Consider the following 18,200-nt stretch of genomic DNA (forward strand, 5'->3'; position numbering starts at 1 on the left):
TTCGAGCCTCAGGAGCGGCGGAAGAACGACGACAGCGCCGACGGCTGTTCGGGCTTGGGCGCCTCTGCCGGCGGCGGTGCCGGCGCGGCCGCGGCCGGCGGCTCCTCGCGCTTGCCGTGACGCTGCTGCTGGGCCTGTGGCTGATACGTGCGCCGGCGCTGCACCGGCTTCTGGGCGGCAGCCGCGGGCGCGGCCGGCTTGGCCGCCTCCGGCTCCTCGCGGACCGCGAGGCGTTGGCCGTCATAGACGGTGGTCTCGCAAGCGCGCTGGCTCTCGGCGAGGACCGCGCAGATCTTCGCCGCCGTCGCCGCGTCGCCCAATGGGCCGGCGCCGAGCCGCAGTTGCATACCTGGACCGCCCCGGCCTTCCTTCAGGATGATGATCGGCCTGAGCAGGGCGAGGTCGGCATGGGTCTTCACGAGATCCCGCCACAGCGCCCGCAGGCCGCCGAGCGAGTTGGCTCCGCCGAGATCGACGGCGAATTCGGTCTTCTGGACCGCCGTGACCGCGGCGTCGGTGCTGTCACTGCCCTTGGCGCCGGCGGCCTCTGCGGGTTCGGCTCTTGCGAGCTTGTCGGTCTCGGCCGGCTTGCCGGCCGGGTCCGAGGCACCACCAGTCGGCTTGGAACCGGTCGCAGCCGGCGATGCGGACGAGGCTGACGGTGTCGGCGAAGGGGCGGAAGAGACGGGCGGTGACGAAGCCCCCGATAGCCCGGCCGACATCGGCTTGGCCTGCTCCTGTTTCGTCTTGTCGGCGCTCGCGGCAGCCGGCGGGGTACTCGGCTGAGCCGGACTGGTTCCGGCCGCCCCGTTGGGAACCGGCATGAACGGCGACGCGTTCGCATATGCGGGCAAGGGGCCGGGTGGCGGGGAACCCGACGGGGCCGCCACCGGGGCCTGGGACTCGACGGCAGCGATCTGTGGCGCGGGGGGCGCCTTGCTGCCGGGGGCGGGATTCGCGGTCGCCTGGGCGCTCTGCTTGGCCAGCGCGCCGGTCACCGAGTCCAATCCCTGCTCGAGCACCGTCACGCGCGCGTACAGCCGGTCGCGATCGGTGTTGAGCGTCTCGATGGCCGCGCCGAGCTGGCGCGCCTCGCCCTGGGTCTCACGGGCCAGCGACTGCAGCAGTTGCGCCTGGCGCGACAGATCGGCCGCGGAAACACGGTCCTGCCGCCATCCCTGTGCAGCCTGATTGGTGAAAACGGCCAGGCCGACGGCGCCGACGGCGCCAGCCCCCCACCAGCCGAGCCGCCACAGCGCGCGGCGATCGAACTCGTTCTCGTCGGCAAACAGTCCAGACAAAGTGGTGCCCGTCTTCTCAGCTGCATTTGCGCCGGCGGATTTGCGGGAGTCCTTAGCCATGAACCTGCCTTAATCGAATCACGAAGCGAACATTAACAGGAAAACCACCAGGGGCTTTAGCCGGTGCGGTTTGCCCCGCGCAGAAAACGCATTATGACAGCGCGACCTATGCGCTCCCTTCATCCCAGGTGTTTCATGACCGCTCGATCCAGTCTGACCATCGTGCTTGCGGCAGGCGAGGGCACCCGGATGCGCACGAGCGTGCCCAAGGTGTTGCATCCCATCGCCGGCGAATCACTGCTCGCGCACGTCCTGGCGGCGGCGCCGCACGGGGATGGCGCCAGCATCGCGGTGGTGGTGGGGCCGGGGCACGACGCGGTCGAGAAGGAAGCCAGGCGCCTGCGCCCGGATGCGGATATCTTCGTCCAGCACGACCGGCTGGGGACGGCGCATGCGGTGCTGGCGGCGCGGCAGGCGATCGCGCGCGGCGCAGACGATCTGCTGGTCGCATTCGGCGACACGCCGCTGATCACGGCCGAGACGTTCGCGCGGCTGCGGGCGGCGCTGGCGCAGGGCGCAGCGCTCGCCGTGCTCGGCTTTCGCGCCGCCGATCCGACCGGCTACGGTCGCCTGCTGCTCGACGGATCGAAGCTGGTCGCGATCCGCGAACAGGCCGATGCGAGCGAAGCGGAGCGGGCGATCACGCTGTGCAATGCCGGGGTGATGGCGATGGACGGCCGTTGCGCGCTCGCGATCCTCGACCGGATCGGCAACGCCAACAGCAAGGGCGAGTATTATCTCGTTGACGCGGTTGCGATCGCGCGCGAGCAGGGGCTCGACGCGGTCGTGATCGAGACGTCTGAAGACGAAGTGCGCGGCATCAACACCAAGGCGCAGCTCGCCGAGGCCGAGGCCGTGATGCAGACCCGGTTGCGCCGCGCGGCCATGGATGCGGGCGTGACGCTGATCGCGCCGGAGACCGTCTATCTCGCCGCGGATACGACGTTCGGCAAGGACGTGACCATCGAGCCGTTCGTCGTGATCGGCCCCGGCGTGTCGATCGGCGACGGCGCGGTGGTGCATTCGTTCTCGCACATCGTGCAATCCAAGCTCGGCCGCAACAGCCTGCTCGGGCCGTTCGCGCGGCTGCGGCCCGGTACGTCGCTCGGCGAAGGCGCCAAGATCGGCAATTTCGTCGAGGCCAAGGCCGCAGTGCTGGAGGCGGGCGTGAAGGTCAATCACCTGTCCTATATCGGCGACGCCCATGTCGGCGCCAATTCCAACATCGGTGCCGGCACCATCACCTGCAACTATGACGGCTTCAACAAGCACAAGACGAACATCGGCGAGGGCGCCTTCATCGGCACCAACACCTCGCTGGTGGCGCCGATCAACATCGGCGCCCGCGCCTATATCGGCTCAGGCTCGGTGATCACGCGCGACGTGCCCGACGATGCGCTGGCGCTGGAGCGCAGTCCTCAGACGACGCGCGAAGGCGCCGCGGCGCGCTTTCGGAATGCCAAGCAACGCCACAAGAAGTGAGCTGAGACATCAGCTTTCGTCGTCTTGGAACTCGGCGAACATCGCACGCGTCAGGCGCCAGCCGCGGCGGGTGGCGTGCTTGACCGGCTCGTTCGTACGGTGCTTGATAGGCATCGGCTTGAGCTCGTTGCTCAAGGTCGGCGGCGGCCAGTGCGCCAGATGGCTCCCGGACGTCGGATGCGACAGGCTCAGCGGGCTGGTGCCCTTGGGATCAGTTGGGCGGCGGCTATAGGTCATGGCGTCCTCTCCGACGCGACAGTCTCTGCGCAAAAGCGTTGACCTGGCGTTAAGTGCGCTCCGAACTGGACCTCCGCATCGAACCGGAGTTGCCTGCAGGCCCTCGGTTAGGGCTCTCACTTAACCCTGTCGCAATCCGCAATAATTATTGAATCCTGAAAGCGCGCCGTTTTCGTTAAGACAATGCCACGCTTTTGAATCTCTCTCGACGATTTGGGGACTGGCGCTGATGTGCGGAATCATCGGGATCCTGGGACGCGGGCCGGTTGCCGAGCATCTCGTCGATTCCCTGAAACGTCTCGAATATCGCGGCTACGATTCCGCGGGCGTCGCCACGCTCGAGGGCGATCATCTGGACCGGCGGCGCGCCGAGGGCAAGCTGAAGAACCTCGAGAAGCGGCTCGAGCAGCAGCCGCTGAAGGGACACGCCGGCATCGGTCACACCCGCTGGGCCACCCACGGCAAACCGACCGAGAGCAACGCGCATCCGCATGCGACTGACAACGTTGCCGTGGTGCATAACGGCATCATCGAGAATTTTCGCGAACTACGGGCCGAGCTCGAAAAGCAGGGCGCCAAATTCGCATCCGAGACCGACACCGAGACCGTCGTCCATCTGGTCAATTCCTATCTGCTGAAGGGCCACACCCCGCAACAGGCCGTGGCTGCGTCGCTGCCGCAGTTGAAGGGCGCGTTCGCGCTGGCGTTCCTGTTCAAGGGCCACGGCAATCTCCTGATCGGCGCCCGCAAGGGCTCGCCGCTGGCGATGGGCTATGGCGACGGCGAGATGTTCCTGGGCTCGGACGCGATCGCGCTGGCGCCGTTCACCGATACGATCAGCTATCTCGATGACGGCGACTGGGTCGAGATCACCCGCGACGCCGGCATCATCCACGATGCAACGGGCGCGGTGGTGAAGCGCGAGGTGCTGAAATCCGGCGCGTCGTCGTTCCTGGTCGACAAGGCCAACTATCGCCATTTCATGGCCAAGGAAATCCACGAGCAGCCGGAGGTCGTCGGCCACACCTTGGCACGCTACGTCGACATGGGCACCGAGCGCGTGATGCTGCCGGCGCGGCTGCCGTTCGACTTCAAAGATATCCAGCGCATCTCGATCACCGCCTGCGGCACCGCAAGCTACGCCGGCTTCGTCGCCAAATACTGGTTCGAGCGCTTCGCGCGGGTGCCGGTCGAGCTCGACGTCGCCTCGGAGTTCCGCTACCGCGAGGCGCCGCTGCGCCAGGGCGATCTCGCCATCTTCATCTCGCAATCCGGCGAGACCGCCGACACCCTGGCGGCGCTGCGCTACGCGAAGTCGCAGGGCGTCCATACGCTCTCCGTCGTCAACGTCCCGACCTCGACGATCGCGCGCGAGAGCGAGATCGTGATGCCGACGCTTGCCGGCCCCGAGATCGGCGTCGCCTCGACCAAGGCCTTCACCTGCCAGTTGATGGTGCTGGCGGCGCTGGCGATTGCCGCCGGCCGCGGCCGCGGCGAGCTCTCTGAGGCCGACGAGGCCAAGCTGGTGCACGGCCTCGTCGAGGTGCCGCGGCTGATTGCGGCGGCGCTGACGGTCGAGCCGCAGATCGAGAAGCTCGCGCGCGAGATCGCCAAGTCGAAGGACGTGCTGTATCTCGGCCGCGGCACCTCCTATCCGCTGGCGCTGGAAGGCGCGCTGAAGCTGAAGGAGATCTCCTACATCCATGCCGAGGGCTATGCCGCCGGTGAGCTCAAGCATGGCCCGATCGCGCTGATCGACGAGACCATGCCGGTCGTCGTCATTGCGCCCTATGATCGCGTGTTCGAGAAGACGGTGTCGAACATGCAGGAGGTCGCCGCGCGCGGCGGCAAGATCATCCTGATGACCGATGCCAAGGGCGCCGAGGAGGCGACCGTGGACTCGCTGGTCACGATCATCATGCCGGACATGGCCGCGACGTTCACGCCGATCGTCTACGCCATCCCGGTCCAGCTCCTGGCCTATCACACCGCCGTGGTGATGGGGACGGACGTCGACCAGCCGCGCAATCTCGCCAAGTCGGTCACGGTGGAGTAGCAGCGGGTTTCTCTTGGCTGATGCTCTCGCATCGCCTTGAGAACCAGTTCGGCGTAAGTTGCGACGCGGCATCTTCACATTCGCTGTCATCCCGGCGAACGCCGGGATCCATAGCCACAGTGCTTAATGGTTCGCAGCGCCGGCGGCTCCAGCCTGTCTCAAACGACCTCTCGGGATTATGGGTCCCGGATCTGCGCCCGCCAACGCTATCGCGTTGCCGGGCTTGTCCGGGACGACACCGTTTTTTTCGCGCCCACACCTCACGGGGGGCACGAGCGTGCAAACTCGGCCGTGCTTGCCATCTGATCCGCAATCCGACATCAGTTTCAGGCGATGTCCCCGACGGAGCTCGGCGGTCCGCTCCATCACGGGGATCACGATGGCTTTCGACACTTGGCTGCTGTTCCTGCTCATGAGCATCGGTATCTCGCTCACGCCCGGCCCGAGCGGCCTGCTGGCTCTCACCCATGGGGCGCTGCATGGCGGGCGCAGGACGCTGTTCACGATCGCCGGCGGCCTGATCGGCTTCGTCCTCATCATCGCGCTCTGCATGTTCGGCATCGGCGCGCTGGTGCAATCCTCCATCACCTGGCTGGTCGTCCTGAAGTGGGTGGGCGGGCTGTATCTCGCCTGGCTCGGCATCAAGCTGTGGCGATCGCCGCCGGTGGCGGTCGATGCCGGCAGTGAGCCCGCCGTTGCGAGCGGGCAGGTGCTGTTTCGCCAGGGTTTCCTGACCGCGGCCACCAATCCCAAATGCCTGCTGTTCTTCAGCGCCCTGTTGCCGCAGTTCATCGACCCCGAGCGCAGCCTTGCGGTACAGTTCGGCATCGTAGCCGTCACCTATACGGCGACCGAGTTCCTGACCGAGGTCGCCATCGCCAGCGCGGCGGCCCAGGTTCGTCCATGGCTCGCCCGGGTCGGGCGCCGCTTCAACCAGGTCGGCGGCGGCATCTTCGTGGCGGTCGGCCTGGCCCTGCCGCTGCGTAGCGCCTAGGGCAGCGCGTTTGCCCTTTTGAGTGGCTCCTCGCCGCAGTAGGGATTGAAATCGACGCCTTGCGCGTTGACTTGGTGCCCGGCTGCCGGGCCACAGGTCAGCGGCAAAGCGCGCATGTGTCGGAAAGAGGGCCTTCGCCCTTCAAAAATCTGCTAAGACCCCTAGGTGAGATTTGATCCGACCCGGAAGTTCGCATGAGTTCCCGCGACGACCTGCCGCCTGAGACCGATCCCTTGGCCGATGCTCCGGCCGAGACGCCCCATCATGGGCTGATGTTCCGGTTTCGCAACTATTTCCTGACCGGCCTCGTCGTCGCCGGTCCCGTCGCCATCACGCTCTACATCACCTGGTGGTTCGTGACCTGGGTGGACGGGCTGGTCCGGCCGTTCGTGCCGCTGGTCTATCGTCCGGAGACCTATCTGCCGTTCGGCGTGCCCGGCTCCGGCCTGATCGTGGCCGTGATCGGACTGACGCTGCTCGGCTTCCTGACGGCCAACCTGATCGGCCGCACCCTGGTCGACCTCGGCGAGCGGCTGCTCGGCCGCATCCCGGCGGTGCGCGCGATCTATCGCGGCCTCAAGCAGGTGTTCGAAACGCTGTTCTCGGGCAAGGGCTCGAGCCTGCGCCGTGTCGGGCTGGTCGAGTTTCCCTCGCCCGGCATGTGGTCGATCGTCCTGATCTCGCAGCCGCCGAGCGCGGAGATTTCGAGCCGGCTGCCCGGTGACGACGAGCAGATCTCGGTGTTCTTGCCGTGCGCACCGAACCCCACCACCGGCTTTTTCTTCTATCTGCCGCGGAGCAAGATCATCGAGGTCGACATGAGCGCCGAGGACGCGGCGACGCTGATCATGTCCTGCGGCGTGGTGCAGCCGGGATCGGACCAGCAGAAAAAAGTCGCGGCGCTGGCCAACATGGCCAACGCCGCGCGCCTCGCCAACGCACCCGCGCAGCCATCGCCGCACCGTGAGCCCGAGCCGGCCAAGGCGGACTAGGCTGAAAGGCCGACTGGCGCGAAAGGCCAGCCACTGCGGAAGAGCTAGGCCGCATCCTGCGGAACGAACACGCGCAGGCGATGCCCGTCCGGATCGAGCGCGACGAACGTGGTTCCGAAATCCATCCGTGTCGGCGCCTGCGCGATCGAAAGTCCGCGCGCCTTCCAGTCGTCGTGCAGCCGCTGGACCTCGCCGGCATCGCCGACCGCGAACGCGACCTCGCCGAAGCCTGCGGCGCCCGTCGCTGGCGGCTCGACCGTGTGCCGCGACCACAAGCCCAGCATGACGCCCTCGCGCAGCGGCAGCATGGCGAACGTCGGCGATTGTTCGATCACGGGCCGGCCGAGCAGATCCGCATAGAAGGCCGCGCTCCTCGGCGGGTTGTCGACATAGAGGATCAGGAAATTGAAGTCGGGCATCGTCGTCTCTCCGGTGGCGGCGCCGGCTGCGGCGCTTCAGCCACACGACTAGCCGAGCCCTCTGCCAGATTCTGTCAGCAGCCTTCGTGAGCATGGTCGGTGGCGGTCCGGTCCGCCCAGCGGGCGAACGTGCGCATCGCGGCGCTTTGCACTGCATGATGATGCGGGGAAAGCACAGCCACGGATGTCATCGTTCCTACAACCAATGGGCGGTGGTGTTTCGAATGGTCACCATGGAAACATCGGGCAAACAAAAGTAGGGCGTTGGGGAGGCGCGTAGGATGCCTGTGAGTAGGACGACATCGTTGTGTGCGGTCGCGCTGTCCGCGGCGTCCCTGCAACTGACCGCGCCGGCGGCGGCCCAGACCACCTATACGCGCATTCAGGCTTTTGGCGACAGCTACGCCGACACGGGCAATCTCTGGACCTTCACCGGCGGCGCCGGCAAGCTGCCGCTCTATCCCACCGGTCGCTTCAGCGGCGGCACGAATTTCGTCGACACGACCTCGGCGCTGCTCGGCATTCCCCAGCTCAACTACGCGATCGGCGGCGCCATGGCGGGCGATACCAACGTGGTGGCGCCGGGCATTCCCGGCTTCTTCCAGGAATGGAGCGGACTGACGGGCTTCTCCGGCAGGATCTCGTCGACCGACCTGGTCGAGATCTCGGTCGGCGGCAACGATGCGCGGGCCTATTACCGCGCCGGCGGCTCGCTCGCTGACGCGCCGACGGCCGCGGCCGTCACGGCCCAGCAGGCCATGGCCGGCATCAACGCGCTGGTCGGCGACGGCGCGCGCAGTATCGTGTTCACGGCCGGCGATGTCAGCACCTTGCCGGAGGCCGTTGGCAACGCCAATGCTCCGGCCGGCAAGGCCTACAGCACGACCTATAACAGCCTGATGCAGCAGTCGCTCGCTGGCGTCGCGCGTTCGGGCGTGCGTGTCGAGTACGTCGACACCGGACTGATCGGCACGCTGATCCAGGCCAATCCGTCGCGCTATGGCTTCACCAATGTCGGCGCCTGTCCGATCGCCTGCATCGGCAATCCTGCGCTGCAGAACCAGTATCTGTTCTACGTCGATGGCGTGCACCTGACGTCACACGGCTTCGAGGTGCTGGGGCAGTACATCGTCAACCGCCTCAACGCGCCGCTGACCTTCGCGCCGCAAGGCGAGGTGGGGTCGATCACCGCGATGGGCTTCGCCTCGACCCTGTTCGGCAAGCTCGACATGTTCCGCGAGACCGCGGGCTTTGCTCCGTCGACGATGAACGCCTATGGGGCAATGGGCCGCCCGCCCTACACCAAGGCGCCGCCGCTCGCGCCGGTCAGTCCATGGTCGTTCTACATGCAGGGCAATGGTGGCGTCAGCGACCGCCAGGGCAGCGCCGCGTCGAACGGCTTCAATCTCGACAGCATCGGCGGCACCATCGGCGTCGAGTACCGGCTGTCGGCGAACACCATGATCGGTACCGCCTTCGACTATTCCAATCCAAAGGCGAGGCTGTTCAACAGCGCCGGCACCACGGATGCCAACTCCTATCAGTTCGGCCTCTACGGGGCCTGGGCCAGCAGCAGCCTGTTTGCCGAGGGCCTGGCGACGATCGGCCATCAGGACTATCGCAACACGCGGCCGGGCGTGGTCGACACCATCACCTCCAATCCCGGCGGCACCACCTTCGTCGCGGCCGGCAAAGCCGGTTACCTGTTCGATGCAGGCGGGGCGAAGCTCGGCCCGATCGGCGGGCTGACCTATGCCCGCGCCCGCGTCGACGGCTTCACTGAGACCGGCGATCCTGCGCTCACGCTCGCGGTCGGCTCGCAGACCGCCGAGACCCTGATCGGCAGCGTCGGCGTGCAGCTGCGCACCCCGTTCCAGGTGCAGGGCAACGTCATCAATCCGTACCTGAACCTGACGCTCGATGACGACATCATCGGCAACGGCCGCCTGATTCAGTACAACGCGACCTCGGCGCCCGTCATCGTCAATAACTGGACGGTTCCGAACGGCACCTCGCACAACGTCTACGGCCGGGTGAGCGCCGGCGTCGTGGCGCCGTTCTGGAGCAATGTGGCGCTGACGGTGAACGTGTCGCGCACGATCGGACGCACGGGTGGCGACGATTTCTTCGGCAGCGGAGGCTTGAAGATTGCGTTCTGAGGTCTGCCGCGGCGGTCAGCGTTCTCGGGGGCTCTGAGGGGAGCGTTGACGTTGCGGCCAAGGCGAGGGCAGCCCGGAAGGGCTGCCCTTCGTTTTCGTGCCTTCAATTTTGTCATGGGGTGCGCATAGTCTTCGAGACAATCGTTGGAATCGGAGCGTCATCATGCCTCCCAGCATTGCCGTCATCGCGCCCGGCGCCATGGGCAGCACCATCGCCGCCCGTCTCGTGGAGCACGGCTGCAAGGTCCTGACGTCGCTCGAGGAGCGCAGCGCGGCGACGCGGACGAGAGCGGCCGCATCCGGCATGATCGGCGCCAGCGATGCCGAGATCGCCAATGCGGACATCATCCTGTCGATCGTGCCGCCAGGCGAGGCCGTGGCGCTGGCGGAGCAACTCGCGACGGTCATCAACCGGAATTCGAAGAAGCCCATCATCGTCGACTGCAATGCCGTCAACGTCGAGACCATCCGGACCATCGAGGACATCGTGCTGTCGTCGGGTGCGCGCCTGGTCGACGCCGCCATCATCGGTCTGCCGCCGAAGCCCGGCACGAAGGGACCGGCCTTCTATGTGAGCGGCGAGGCGGCAGCCGATGTCGCCGCGTTGGGCGAACTCGGGCTCGATCTGCGCCGGATCGAAGGGCCGATCGGCGCGGCTTCGGCGCTGAAGATGGCCTATGCCGGCATCAACAAGGGACTGACAGGGCTCGGCGCCGCGATGGTGCTGGCCTCCACCCGCGCCGGCGCCGCCGACGCGCTGCGCGACGAGCTGGCGCTGAGCCTGCCGCACGTCCAGGCCCGTCTCGCCAACGCACTGCCGGACATGCTGCCGAAGGCCTATCGCTGGGTCGCCGAAATGCGCGAGATCGCGGGGTTCCTCGGCGAGGATCATCCGGCTGCTCTGATCTACGAGGGCTTTGCGCGGTTGTTCGAGCACATTGCGGCGGACGTGCAGGGCGAGGGCACCGACGCGGCGCAGCTGGTGGCGTTCGCCGAGAGTTGCAAAACGAAGTAGACGATTTCAGCTCGTCGTCCCGTGCGAGCCACGACGCGCGATAGCCCATCGTGGCGCAGACCCGGACCCATACTCCGCGGCGGTTGTGAGGTGCGAAAAAGCCAATCGCCACCCTGCCTCAAACTGCTCCCTGGGGTTATGGGTCCAGGCTCAAGGCCGGGACGACAGGTGAGTTTGTTGATGCACCTTCTGCTGATCAACCCGCCGTCAGCAGCGGGATCGCCTCGTCGCGCTCGTAGAGATACAGCAGGCAGCGCAGCGCATCGCTGCGCGGGCCCTTCAGCTTCGGGTCTTCCTTGAGTATCCGCAGCGCCTCGTCGCGGGCCTGGGTGATCAGTTGGGCATGCACCTCGGGCCGCGCGATGCGGTAGCCGGGCAGGCCGCTCTGGCGGATGCCGAGCACGTCGCCTTCGCCACGCAGCTTGAGATCCTCCTCGGCGATACGGAAGCCGTCGGTAGTCTCTCGGATCACGGCGAGGCGGGCCTTCGACATCGGCCCGAGCGGCTCGTGATAGAGCAGGATGCAGGTCGAGGCTTCCGAGCCGCGGCCGATCCTGCCGCGCAGCTGGTGCAACTGCGCCAGGCCGAAGCGCTCGGCGTTCTCGATCACCATGATGCTGGCCGCCGGCACGTCGACGCCGACCTCGACCACGGTGGTCGCAACCAGCAGGCGCAGCTCATGGGCCGCGAACCGCCCCATGACCTCGTCCTTCTCGCTGCCCTTCATCTTGCCGTGGACGAGGCCGACCTTGTCGCCGAAGCGCTCGCGCAGGCTCTCGAAGCGATCCGTCGCGTTGGTGAGATGATCGATGCCCTCGGCCTCGGATTCCTCGACCAGCGGGCAGATCCAGTACACCAGCTTGCCGGCATCGAGCGCGCGGCCGACGGCGTCGACGACCTCGCCGAGCCTGGTGTCGGCCACCGCGCGGGTGTCGATCGGCTGCCGACCGGCCGGCTTCTCGCGCAGCTCGGAAATGTCCATGTCGCCGAAATAGGTCAGCACCAGGGTGCGGGGGATCGGCGTCGCCGACAGCACCAGCACGTCGACGGCCTCGCCCTTCGAGGTCAGCGCCAGCCGCTCGCGCACACCGAAGCGATGCTGCTCGTCGACGATGGCGAGCGCCAGCGACTTGAAGACCACGTCGTCCTGGATCAGCGCGTGGGTGCCGATGAGGATGTCGATCTCACCGGCTTCGAGCCGGGCGAGGATGTCGCGGCGTTCCTTGCCCTTCTCGCGTCCGGTCAGGATGACCACGTTCATGCCGGCGCGCGCGGCGAGCGGCGCGATGGTCTTGGCGTGCTGGCGCGCCAGAATCTCGGTCGGCGCCATCAGCGCGGCCTGCTTGCCGGCCTCGGCCACGGCGGCCGCCGCCAGCAACGCCACCACCGTCTTGCCGGAGCCGACGTCGCCCTGCAGCAGCCGCAGCATCCGCACCGGCTTTTCGAGATCGGCGGCAATCGCGGCCATCGCCTCGGCTTGCGAGTTCGTCAGCGCATAGGGCAGGGCGTCGATGATCTTGCGGCGCAGCCGGCCGTCGCCGGCGTGGCGGTTGCCCGCAGGCCGGCGCAGCTGCGCCCGCACCAGCGCCAGTGCCAATTGGCCGGCGAGCAGCTCATCGAAGGCCAGGCGGGACCAGAACGGGTTCTCAGGCAGGATGTCGGTCAGCTCCTGCGGGACGTGCACCCGCGTCAGCGCCTCCTTCAGCGAGGGGAAGTTGCAGCGTCGGAGCACCTCCGGACTGATCCATTCCGGCAGCTCAGGCAGCTTGGTCAGCGCCACAGCGATCGCCCGCCGCAGCGAGCCGAGCGCCAAGCCTTCGGTCAGCGGATAGACCGGATCGATGCCCGAGAGCTTTGCGAAGCCGGCCTCGTCCAGGATGCGGTCGGGATGCACGATCTGCGGCACGCCGTCATACATCTGTACGGTGCCGGAGACGTAGCGCTTGGCGCCGACCGGAAGCATCTTCTCGATGTAGTCGCCCTTGGGCCGGAAGAACGTCAGCACGACGTCGCCGGTCTCGTCGCTGGCGTAAACGAGGTATGGCGCGCGCGCGTTGCGCGAGGGACGGTGGCGGTCGACCGTGACTTCGAGCGTCACCACGGTTCCGGCCTCGACGTCGCGGACCTTCGGCCGGTTGCGGCGGTCGATCACGCTGGCCGGCAGATGCAGCAGCAGGTCGACCAGCCGCGGCGTCTCGGTGCAGCCGAGCAGATAGCGCAGCAGCTTGTCCTGCTTCGGTCCGACCCCCGACAGGGTCGTGACCGGCGCAAACAGAGGATTGAGGATGCTGGGGCGCATGGAGCGAACACTTAAAGCCGTTTGGGAGCCGGAATAGCCGCGAATGCCGAGACATCCACGTCTTTTTCTCAGGTTCGAGGTGCCGGGCATGCCGGTTCTGCAGCCCGAGAGGGGCTGACAGGGGCGCTGTGCACCGCTATATCAACCGCGCCCGGCACCGTCCGGGCTTTTGGCGTTGAACTGCAGGATGTCGCGATGACCGGAACGACCCGATCGAGCCAAGGCCTTGACGACCGCCGCAAGCGGCTCCTGTTCCGCTGCTGGCATCGCGGCACCCGCGAGATGGATCTGATCCTCGGCCGCTTTGCCGACGCCGAGATCGGCGCCCTCAGCGAAGGCGAGCTGGCCGAGCTTGAGCAACTGCTCGAAGTCCCCGACCCGGACTTCTATGCCGCGGTCACCGGCGCCCGGCCGCTGCCGCCGGAGCAGACTCCGGCGCTGTTCGAGCGCATCAAGGCGTTCCGCGCGGTGGGCGCCGATTGATGAAGAGCCCGGTCAAGTCGCCCGCCGAGCACCTCGCGCCGGGGCGCGCGCTCACGCTCGCCAACGTCGCGGAAGGCGCCGAAGGCCTCGTCGTCTCCGACCTCGCGCGCGCCACCGCGGCCAAGCCGAAGCCGCCGGCGGTGAGCCTCGCCGTGGTCTGCCGCGACGGCAACCGGATGCAGCAGCTGGCGCGAGCGCTCGACTTCTTCGCGCCGGATCTGCCGGTGATGCAGTTCCCGGCCTGGGACTGCCAGCCCTATGACCGCGTCTCGCCACATGGCGGCATCCTCGCCCAGCGCGTGACCACGCTCGCACGGCTGTCGCGCCTCGCCGGCAGCGACAAGCCGCTGATCGTGCTGACCACCGTCAACGCCATCGTGCAGCGCGTCCCCTCGCGCGACACCATGGCGGGGCAGGCGCTGTCGGTCGCTCCGGGCCATGTCGTGCCGATGGATTCGGTGATCGCCTGGCTTGAGCACAATGGCTACCACCGCTCGTCGACCGTCCGCGAAAGCGGCGAATATGCCGTGCGTGGCGGCATCCTCGACCTGTTCCCGGCCGGCCTCGACCAGCCCGTGCGCTTCGACTTTTTCGGCGATAGCCTGGAATCGATCCGCACCTTCGACGCCGAGACCCAGCGCACCCTGCTCGACATGCGCTCGCTCGACCTCGTGCCCGTTTCCGAATTCCAGCTCGTCACCGACACCATCCGCCGCTTCCGCATGGGCTATGTCGCCGAGTTCGGCGCGCCGGAGCGCGACGATGCGCTGTACGAGGCCGTCAGCGAAGGCCGCCGCTATCCGGGCATGGAGCACTGGCTGCCGCTGTTCCACGACAAGATGGAGACCTTGTTCGACTATCTGCCGAACACACCCATCGTGATCGAGCCGCAGGGCGAGGATGCCGCGCGCGAGCGCTTCAAGCAGATCATCGATTATTACGACGCGCGCCGCGAGGCGATGGAGCATCCCGGCGGCGGGGCGATCTACAAGCCGCTGACGGTCGACCGCCTCTATCTGACGTCCTCCGAATGGGCCGAGCGGCTCGCCGCCGTCCCGCTGGCGCGTGTCACTCCGTTCGCGGTGCCGGAGAGCGCCAACGTCGTCGACATCGGCGCGCGACAGGGCCGCAACTTCGCGCCCGAGCGCAACGATTCCGCCGTCAACGTATTCGAGGCCGTGGTGGCGCACGTGCAAGCGCTGCAATCGGTGCGCAAGAAGGTCGTGATCGCGCTGTGGAGCGAAGGCTCGCGCGACCGCATGGCGAGCATGCTGAAGGATCACAAGCTGATCCATGTCACCAGCGTCAACACCTGGCGCGTGGTGCAGGCGACGCCGCGCAACGAGACCATGCTCGCGGTGCTCGGTCTCGAGACCGGCTTCGAGACCGATCAGATCGCGGTCATCTCCGAGCAGGACATTCTCGGCGACCGCCTGGTGCGGCCGCGCCGGGCGAGCCGCAAGCTCGACAATTTCATCTCGGAGGTGACGAGCCTCGCGATCGGCGACATCGTCGTTCATGTCGATCACGGCATCGGCCGCTTCGTCGGGCTGCAGACGCTCGAGGTCGCCGGCGCGCCGCATGACTGTCTCGAGCTGCGCTACGCCGGCGAAACGAAGCTGTATCTGCCGGTCGAGAACATCGAGCTGTTGTCGCGCTACGGTTCCGACCAGACCAATGTCGAGCTCGACAAGCTCGGCGGCTCCGGCTGGCAAACACGCAAGGCCAAGCTCAAGAACCGAATCCGCGAGATGGCCGGCGAGCTGATCAAGATCGCCGCCGAACGCATGCTGCACGAGGCGCCGAAGCTGCCGGTGCAGGCCGGCCTCTATGACGAGTTCTGCGCGCGCTTCCCCTATGACGAGACCGAGGATCAGCTCGCTGCGATCCAGGCGACGCTCGCCGATCTCGAAGCGGGACGTCCGATGGACCGGCTGGTCTGCGGCGACGTCGGTTTCGGCAAGACCGAGGTGGCGTTGCGGGCCGCGTTCGCGGTCGCGCTCGACGGCAAGCAGGTCGCCGTCGTCGTGCCGACCACGCTGCTCGCGCGCCAGCATGCAAAGACTTTCGCTGAGCGCTTCAAGGGCTTTCCGGTCAACGTCGCACAGGCGTCGCGGCTGGTCAGCACCAAGGAGCTCAATCAGGTCAAGAAGGGCCTCGCCGACGGCTCGGTCGACATCGTCGTCGGCACCCATGCGCTGCTCGGCAAGGCGATCAAGTTCCGCGATCTCGGCCTCGTCATCGTCGACGAGGAGCAGCATTTCGGCGTCAGCCACAAGGAGCGGCTCAAGCAGCTGCGCGCCGAGGTGCATGTGCTGACCCTGTCGGCAACGCCGATCCCGCGCACCTTGCAGCTCGCTCTCACCGGTGTGCGCGAGTTGTCGATCATCGCCTCGCCGCCAGTCGATCGTCTCGCCGTTCGCACCTTCGTCGCGCCGCATGATCCCGTGATGATCCGCGAGGCGCTCTTACGCGAGCGCTATCGCGGTGGCCAGGCGTTCTACGTGGTGCCGCGCATCGACGATCTCGCCGAGGTCAAGGAGTTCCTCGACAAGACCGTGCCGGAGATGAAGGTCGCGGTCGCGCACGGCCAGATGGCGCCGACCGTGATCGAGGACATCATCGGCGCATTCTACGACGGCAAGTTCGACATCCTGCTGTCGACCACGATCGTCGAATCCGGCCTCGACATTCCCCGCGCCAACACGCTGATCGTGCACCGTGCCGACATGTTCGGCCTCGCCCAGCTCTATCAGCTGCGCGGCCGCGTCGGCCGCTCCAAGCTGCGCGCTTATGCGCTGTTCACCCTGCCGTCGACGCACAAGATCAGCCCACTGGCCGAAAAGCGCCTGGGCGTGCTGCAGTCGCTGGAGACGCTGGGGGCCGGCTTCCAGCTCGCCAGCCACGACCTCGACATCCGCGGCGCCGGCAATCTGCTGGGCGACGAACAGTCCGGCCACATCAGGGAGGTCGGCTTCGAGCTCTATCAGTCGATGCTGGAGGAGGCGATCGAGAACCTCAAGGCCGGCATCACCGAGCCGACGGTCGACCGCTGGTCGCCGCAGATCACGATCGGCATGCCCGTGCTGATCCCCGAGGACTACGTCTCCGACCTCTCCGTGCGGCTGTCGCTGTACCGCCGGCTCGCCGATCTCGAGACCGACGACGAGATCGAGAACTTCGCCGCCGAATTGCGCGATCGCTTCGGCAAGCTGCCGGACGAGACGCGCTATCTGTTCAAGGTCGCCGCGATCAAGAACTACTGCCGCCGCGCCAATGTCGAGAAGGTCGATGCCGGCCCGAAGGGCGCCGTCATCGCCTTCCGCGACAACAGTTTTGCCTATCCGGACCGCCTCGTCGCCTTCATCAAGCGTCACGGCCAGGCCGCCAAGGTCCGCCCGGACATGAAGGTCGTGTTCCTGCAGGTCTGGGAGACGCCGGAAGAGCGGCTGGCCGGGACCACGGATATTCTGAAGGACCTGGCGGAGCTCGCGGAGAAGAAGAAGGCGGCGTAGCGCAATGGAGCGTTAGCGAAGCATCCAGCCGAAATGCAACGCAAGGCTGGCGATCGTGAAGACTGAGACGATCGCGATCACGCTGATCCAGTCGGTCTCATCGCGAGATTGTCGGTTTTGCATCGCGCCATCCTTCGCTTCGTCAGACGCCCCCGAACTAAGGGTGATAGCATCAGACGAGTGGGGCAAATGCGCGATCTGAAGATGCCAGTGTTCGGTTGAGATCGTGGCCAAGCCGATGAGATCTGACGACCGAAGTCAGGATATGCGAGCCACGCGCACACGCCGTGTCTTGGACTTGCTGGAAGCGATCCCTTACAATTTATGGTACGCTCGGCTAATTTCTTGGGATGGCGGGCACGGCGCCGTCTTGCGCTCACATATGGCGAGATCGTGCATGCGCGTGTACCCACCTTACGGACGTTGATGCGCCTGCTTGGGAGATGTCGATGACGCAACGTAACATCGCACTTCGCATCAGTGCAGACGATCCGAACGTGGCGTATCTGATGTTGCCTGAGCATCCCGGGTCAGGAACAAAGGGGTGCTCTGCCAGGCAAGTACCATTGTCTGACCTTCTTTCATACGTTGGCGCCGACATAATCCTGGATCTCGATGCGGATGGGCGGCTCATCGGAATTGAAGTGCTTGCCTGAGGCAGGCTTACTAGTGGGCTTCACGACGCCGCGCGCTGCGGCTCGCCATAGACCCGGGCCAGCAGCGTGCGTGCGGTGTCGCCCTGCTACAGCGCGGCGACGGTCACCGCCGTCTCCATGCGCGCGTTGCGCTTGCCATGCGAGGTATGGCGCATCACGGCTCGACAGCCGCCGCACGATCGCATGGCCGAACGCAGATCGGTCTCGGCGAACACGACCACGACCGAGCCGTTGTCCTCGTGGGTCCCGAAATCCATCCGGCGCATCAGCCGGCTGATGATGCGCGCGCCGTCATATTGGGCGCGGGGGTTGACGTGATCGAAGGCGAAGCGCGCGACGGCAAGGCCGCCGCCATTCTTCAGCCGCCAACCTCCCCGCAACGGGCGAACGGCTGCGCAACCCCGACCAGCTCCGCCAATCGCCCGTTGCTGCACCCGCGCCACTCGGCGTCAAACTGATCTGAGGCCGGAAAACTGGACCATTTTTGGCTAGAGTCTTGCGCTTGCCGAATCCCCTCGGCTGGGAGGAGCGG

15 protein-coding genes are annotated in these 18,200 nt (G+C 66.7%); 9 read left to right on the plus strand and 6 right to left on the minus strand.

Translation table 11 applies throughout. The annotated features are described in order from the left end of the window. Nucleotides 1-8 precede the first annotated feature (8 nt). Nucleotides 9-1,361 carry a hypothetical protein gene (locus QX041_RS07655; protein WP_315712026.1) on the minus strand — a complete coding sequence of 451 codons (1,353 nt, stop codon included), beginning with the start codon at nucleotides 1,359-1,361 and terminating at the stop codon, nucleotides 9-11. 135 nt (nucleotides 1,362-1,496) lie between these two features. Here QX041_RS07655 and glmU point away from each other — a divergent pair, with 135 nt between their 5' ends. After that, nucleotides 1,497-2,843: a bifunctional UDP-N-acetylglucosamine diphosphorylase/glucosamine-1-phosphate N-acetyltransferase GlmU gene (glmU, locus tag QX041_RS07660; protein ID WP_315712025.1), complete on the plus strand. Its 1,347-nt coding sequence runs from the start codon at nucleotides 1,497-1,499 to the stop codon at nucleotides 2,841-2,843. 9 nt (nucleotides 2,844-2,852) lie between these two features. Here the strand turns inward: glmU and QX041_RS07665 are convergent, their stop codons facing one another. Further along, nucleotides 2,853-3,080 carry a hypothetical protein gene (locus QX041_RS07665; protein WP_315712023.1) on the minus strand — a complete coding sequence of 76 codons (228 nt, stop codon included), beginning with the start codon at nucleotides 3,078-3,080 and terminating at the stop codon, nucleotides 2,853-2,855. A gap of 229 nt (nucleotides 3,081-3,309) precedes the next feature. On the opposite strand from QX041_RS07665, the gene glmS reads away from it, so the two are divergent. The 3 genes from glmS to QX041_RS07680 all read left to right on the plus strand — a co-directional run bounded on the left by glmS (nucleotide 3,310) and on the right by QX041_RS07680 (nucleotide 7,122). Further along, complete coding sequence (gene glmS, locus QX041_RS07670) at nucleotides 3,310-5,136, plus strand: glutamine--fructose-6-phosphate transaminase (isomerizing) (RefSeq protein WP_315712021.1); 1,827 nt, start codon at nucleotides 3,310-3,312, stop codon at nucleotides 5,134-5,136. A 379-nt stretch (nucleotides 5,137-5,515) separates the two neighbouring features. Continuing rightward, complete coding sequence (locus QX041_RS07675; protein ID WP_315712019.1) at nucleotides 5,516-6,130, plus strand: LysE family translocator; 615 nt, start codon at nucleotides 5,516-5,518, stop codon at nucleotides 6,128-6,130. A 194-nt stretch (nucleotides 6,131-6,324) separates the two neighbouring features. Continuing rightward, on the plus strand, nucleotides 6,325-7,122 hold the full coding sequence (locus QX041_RS07680) for a DUF502 domain-containing protein (protein WP_315712018.1): 798 nt from the start codon (nucleotides 6,325-6,327) through the stop codon (nucleotides 7,120-7,122). A gap of 44 nt (nucleotides 7,123-7,166) precedes the next feature. Here QX041_RS07680 and QX041_RS07685 read toward each other — a convergent pair whose 3' ends face one another. Continuing rightward, complete coding sequence (locus QX041_RS07685; RefSeq protein ID WP_315712017.1) at nucleotides 7,167-7,541, minus strand: VOC family protein; 375 nt, start codon at nucleotides 7,539-7,541, stop codon at nucleotides 7,167-7,169. Nucleotides 7,542-7,822: 281 nt separating this feature from the next. Here QX041_RS07685 and QX041_RS07690 point away from each other — a divergent pair, with 281 nt between their 5' ends. Next, the gene (locus QX041_RS07690) at nucleotides 7,823-9,700 is read left to right on the plus strand and encodes an autotransporter domain-containing protein (protein ID WP_315712016.1); all 1,878 of its coding nucleotides are present in this window, start codon (nucleotides 7,823-7,825) and stop codon (nucleotides 9,698-9,700) included. A 163-nt stretch (nucleotides 9,701-9,863) separates the two neighbouring features. Beyond that, on the plus strand, nucleotides 9,864-10,715 hold the full coding sequence (locus tag QX041_RS07695) for an NAD(P)-dependent oxidoreductase (protein WP_315712015.1): 852 nt from the start codon (nucleotides 9,864-9,866) through the stop codon (nucleotides 10,713-10,715). A gap of 196 nt (nucleotides 10,716-10,911) precedes the next feature. Here QX041_RS07695 and recG read toward each other — a convergent pair whose 3' ends face one another. Then, nucleotides 10,912-13,014 carry an ATP-dependent DNA helicase RecG gene (gene recG, locus QX041_RS07700; protein WP_316164814.1) on the minus strand — a complete coding sequence of 701 codons (2,103 nt, stop codon included), beginning with the start codon at nucleotides 13,012-13,014 and terminating at the stop codon, nucleotides 10,912-10,914. 195 nt (nucleotides 13,015-13,209) lie between these two features. Here recG and QX041_RS07705 point away from each other — a divergent pair, with 195 nt between their 5' ends. Then, nucleotides 13,210-13,497, plus strand: coding sequence for a succinate dehydrogenase assembly factor 2 (locus QX041_RS07705; protein ID WP_315751602.1), 288 nt, complete (start codon nucleotides 13,210-13,212; stop codon nucleotides 13,495-13,497). After that, nucleotides 13,497-17,012 (plus strand): transcription-repair coupling factor, encoded by a 3,516-nt coding sequence (mfd, locus tag QX041_RS07710; RefSeq protein WP_316164815.1) that lies wholly within the window; start codon nucleotides 13,497-13,499, stop codon nucleotides 17,010-17,012. The genes QX041_RS07705 and mfd overlap by 1 nt, the downstream gene beginning before the upstream one ends. A gap of 12 nt (nucleotides 17,013-17,024) precedes the next feature. Here mfd and QX041_RS07715 read toward each other — a convergent pair whose 3' ends face one another. Continuing rightward, complete coding sequence (locus tag QX041_RS07715; protein WP_315712011.1) at nucleotides 17,025-17,246, minus strand: hypothetical protein; 222 nt, start codon at nucleotides 17,244-17,246, stop codon at nucleotides 17,025-17,027. A 275-nt stretch (nucleotides 17,247-17,521) separates the two neighbouring features. Between QX041_RS07715 and QX041_RS34360 the strand changes: the two genes are divergently transcribed. After that, nucleotides 17,522-17,668, plus strand: a complete 147-nt coding sequence (locus tag QX041_RS34360) for a DUF2283 domain-containing protein (RefSeq protein WP_410051202.1) — start codon at nucleotides 17,522-17,524, stop codon at nucleotides 17,666-17,668. Between the two features lie 86 nt (nucleotides 17,669-17,754). Here QX041_RS34360 and QX041_RS07720 read toward each other — a convergent pair whose 3' ends face one another. Beyond that, nucleotides 17,755-18,048, minus strand: coding sequence for a hypothetical protein (locus QX041_RS07720; RefSeq protein ID WP_315712009.1), 294 nt, complete (start codon nucleotides 18,046-18,048; stop codon nucleotides 17,755-17,757). Nucleotides 18,049-18,200 lie beyond the last annotated feature (152 nt).

It is taken from the genome of Bradyrhizobium sp. SZCCHNRI2009 (genome assembly GCF_032485115.1).
Classification (GTDB): domain Bacteria; phylum Pseudomonadota; class Alphaproteobacteria; order Rhizobiales; family Xanthobacteraceae; genus Bradyrhizobium.

Coding starts and splice junctions, on each gene's coding strand:
- QX041_RS07665 (WP_315712023.1), bottom strand. CDS start 3,080: ATGACCTATAGCCGCCGCCCAACTGATCCCAAGGGCACCAGCCCGCTG.
- QX041_RS07705 (WP_315751602.1), top strand. CDS start 13,210: ATGACCGGAACGACCCGATCGAGCCAAGGCCTTGACGACCGCCGCAAG.
- QX041_RS07685 (WP_315712017.1), bottom strand. CDS start 7,541: ATGCCCGACTTCAATTTCCTGATCCTCTATGTCGACAACCCGCCGAGG.
- QX041_RS07695 (WP_315712015.1), top strand. CDS start 9,864: ATGCCTCCCAGCATTGCCGTCATCGCGCCCGGCGCCATGGGCAGCACC.
- recG (WP_316164814.1), bottom strand. CDS start 13,014: ATGCGCCCCAGCATCCTCAATCCTCTGTTTGCGCCGGTCACGACCCTG.
- glmU (WP_315712025.1), top strand. CDS start 1,497: ATGACCGCTCGATCCAGTCTGACCATCGTGCTTGCGGCAGGCGAGGGC.
- QX041_RS34360 (WP_410051202.1), top strand. CDS start 17,522: ATGTTGCCTGAGCATCCCGGGTCAGGAACAAAGGGGTGCTCTGCCAGG.
- QX041_RS07675 (WP_315712019.1), top strand. CDS start 5,516: ATGGCTTTCGACACTTGGCTGCTGTTCCTGCTCATGAGCATCGGTATC.
- mfd (WP_316164815.1), top strand. CDS start 13,497: ATGAAGAGCCCGGTCAAGTCGCCCGCCGAGCACCTCGCGCCGGGGCGC.
- QX041_RS07680 (WP_315712018.1), top strand. CDS start 6,325: ATGAGTTCCCGCGACGACCTGCCGCCTGAGACCGATCCCTTGGCCGAT.
- QX041_RS07655 (WP_315712026.1), bottom strand. CDS start 1,361: ATGGCTAAGGACTCCCGCAAATCCGCCGGCGCAAATGCAGCTGAGAAG.
- glmS (WP_315712021.1), top strand. CDS start 3,310: ATGTGCGGAATCATCGGGATCCTGGGACGCGGGCCGGTTGCCGAGCAT.
- QX041_RS07690 (WP_315712016.1), top strand. CDS start 7,823: ATGCCTGTGAGTAGGACGACATCGTTGTGTGCGGTCGCGCTGTCCGCG.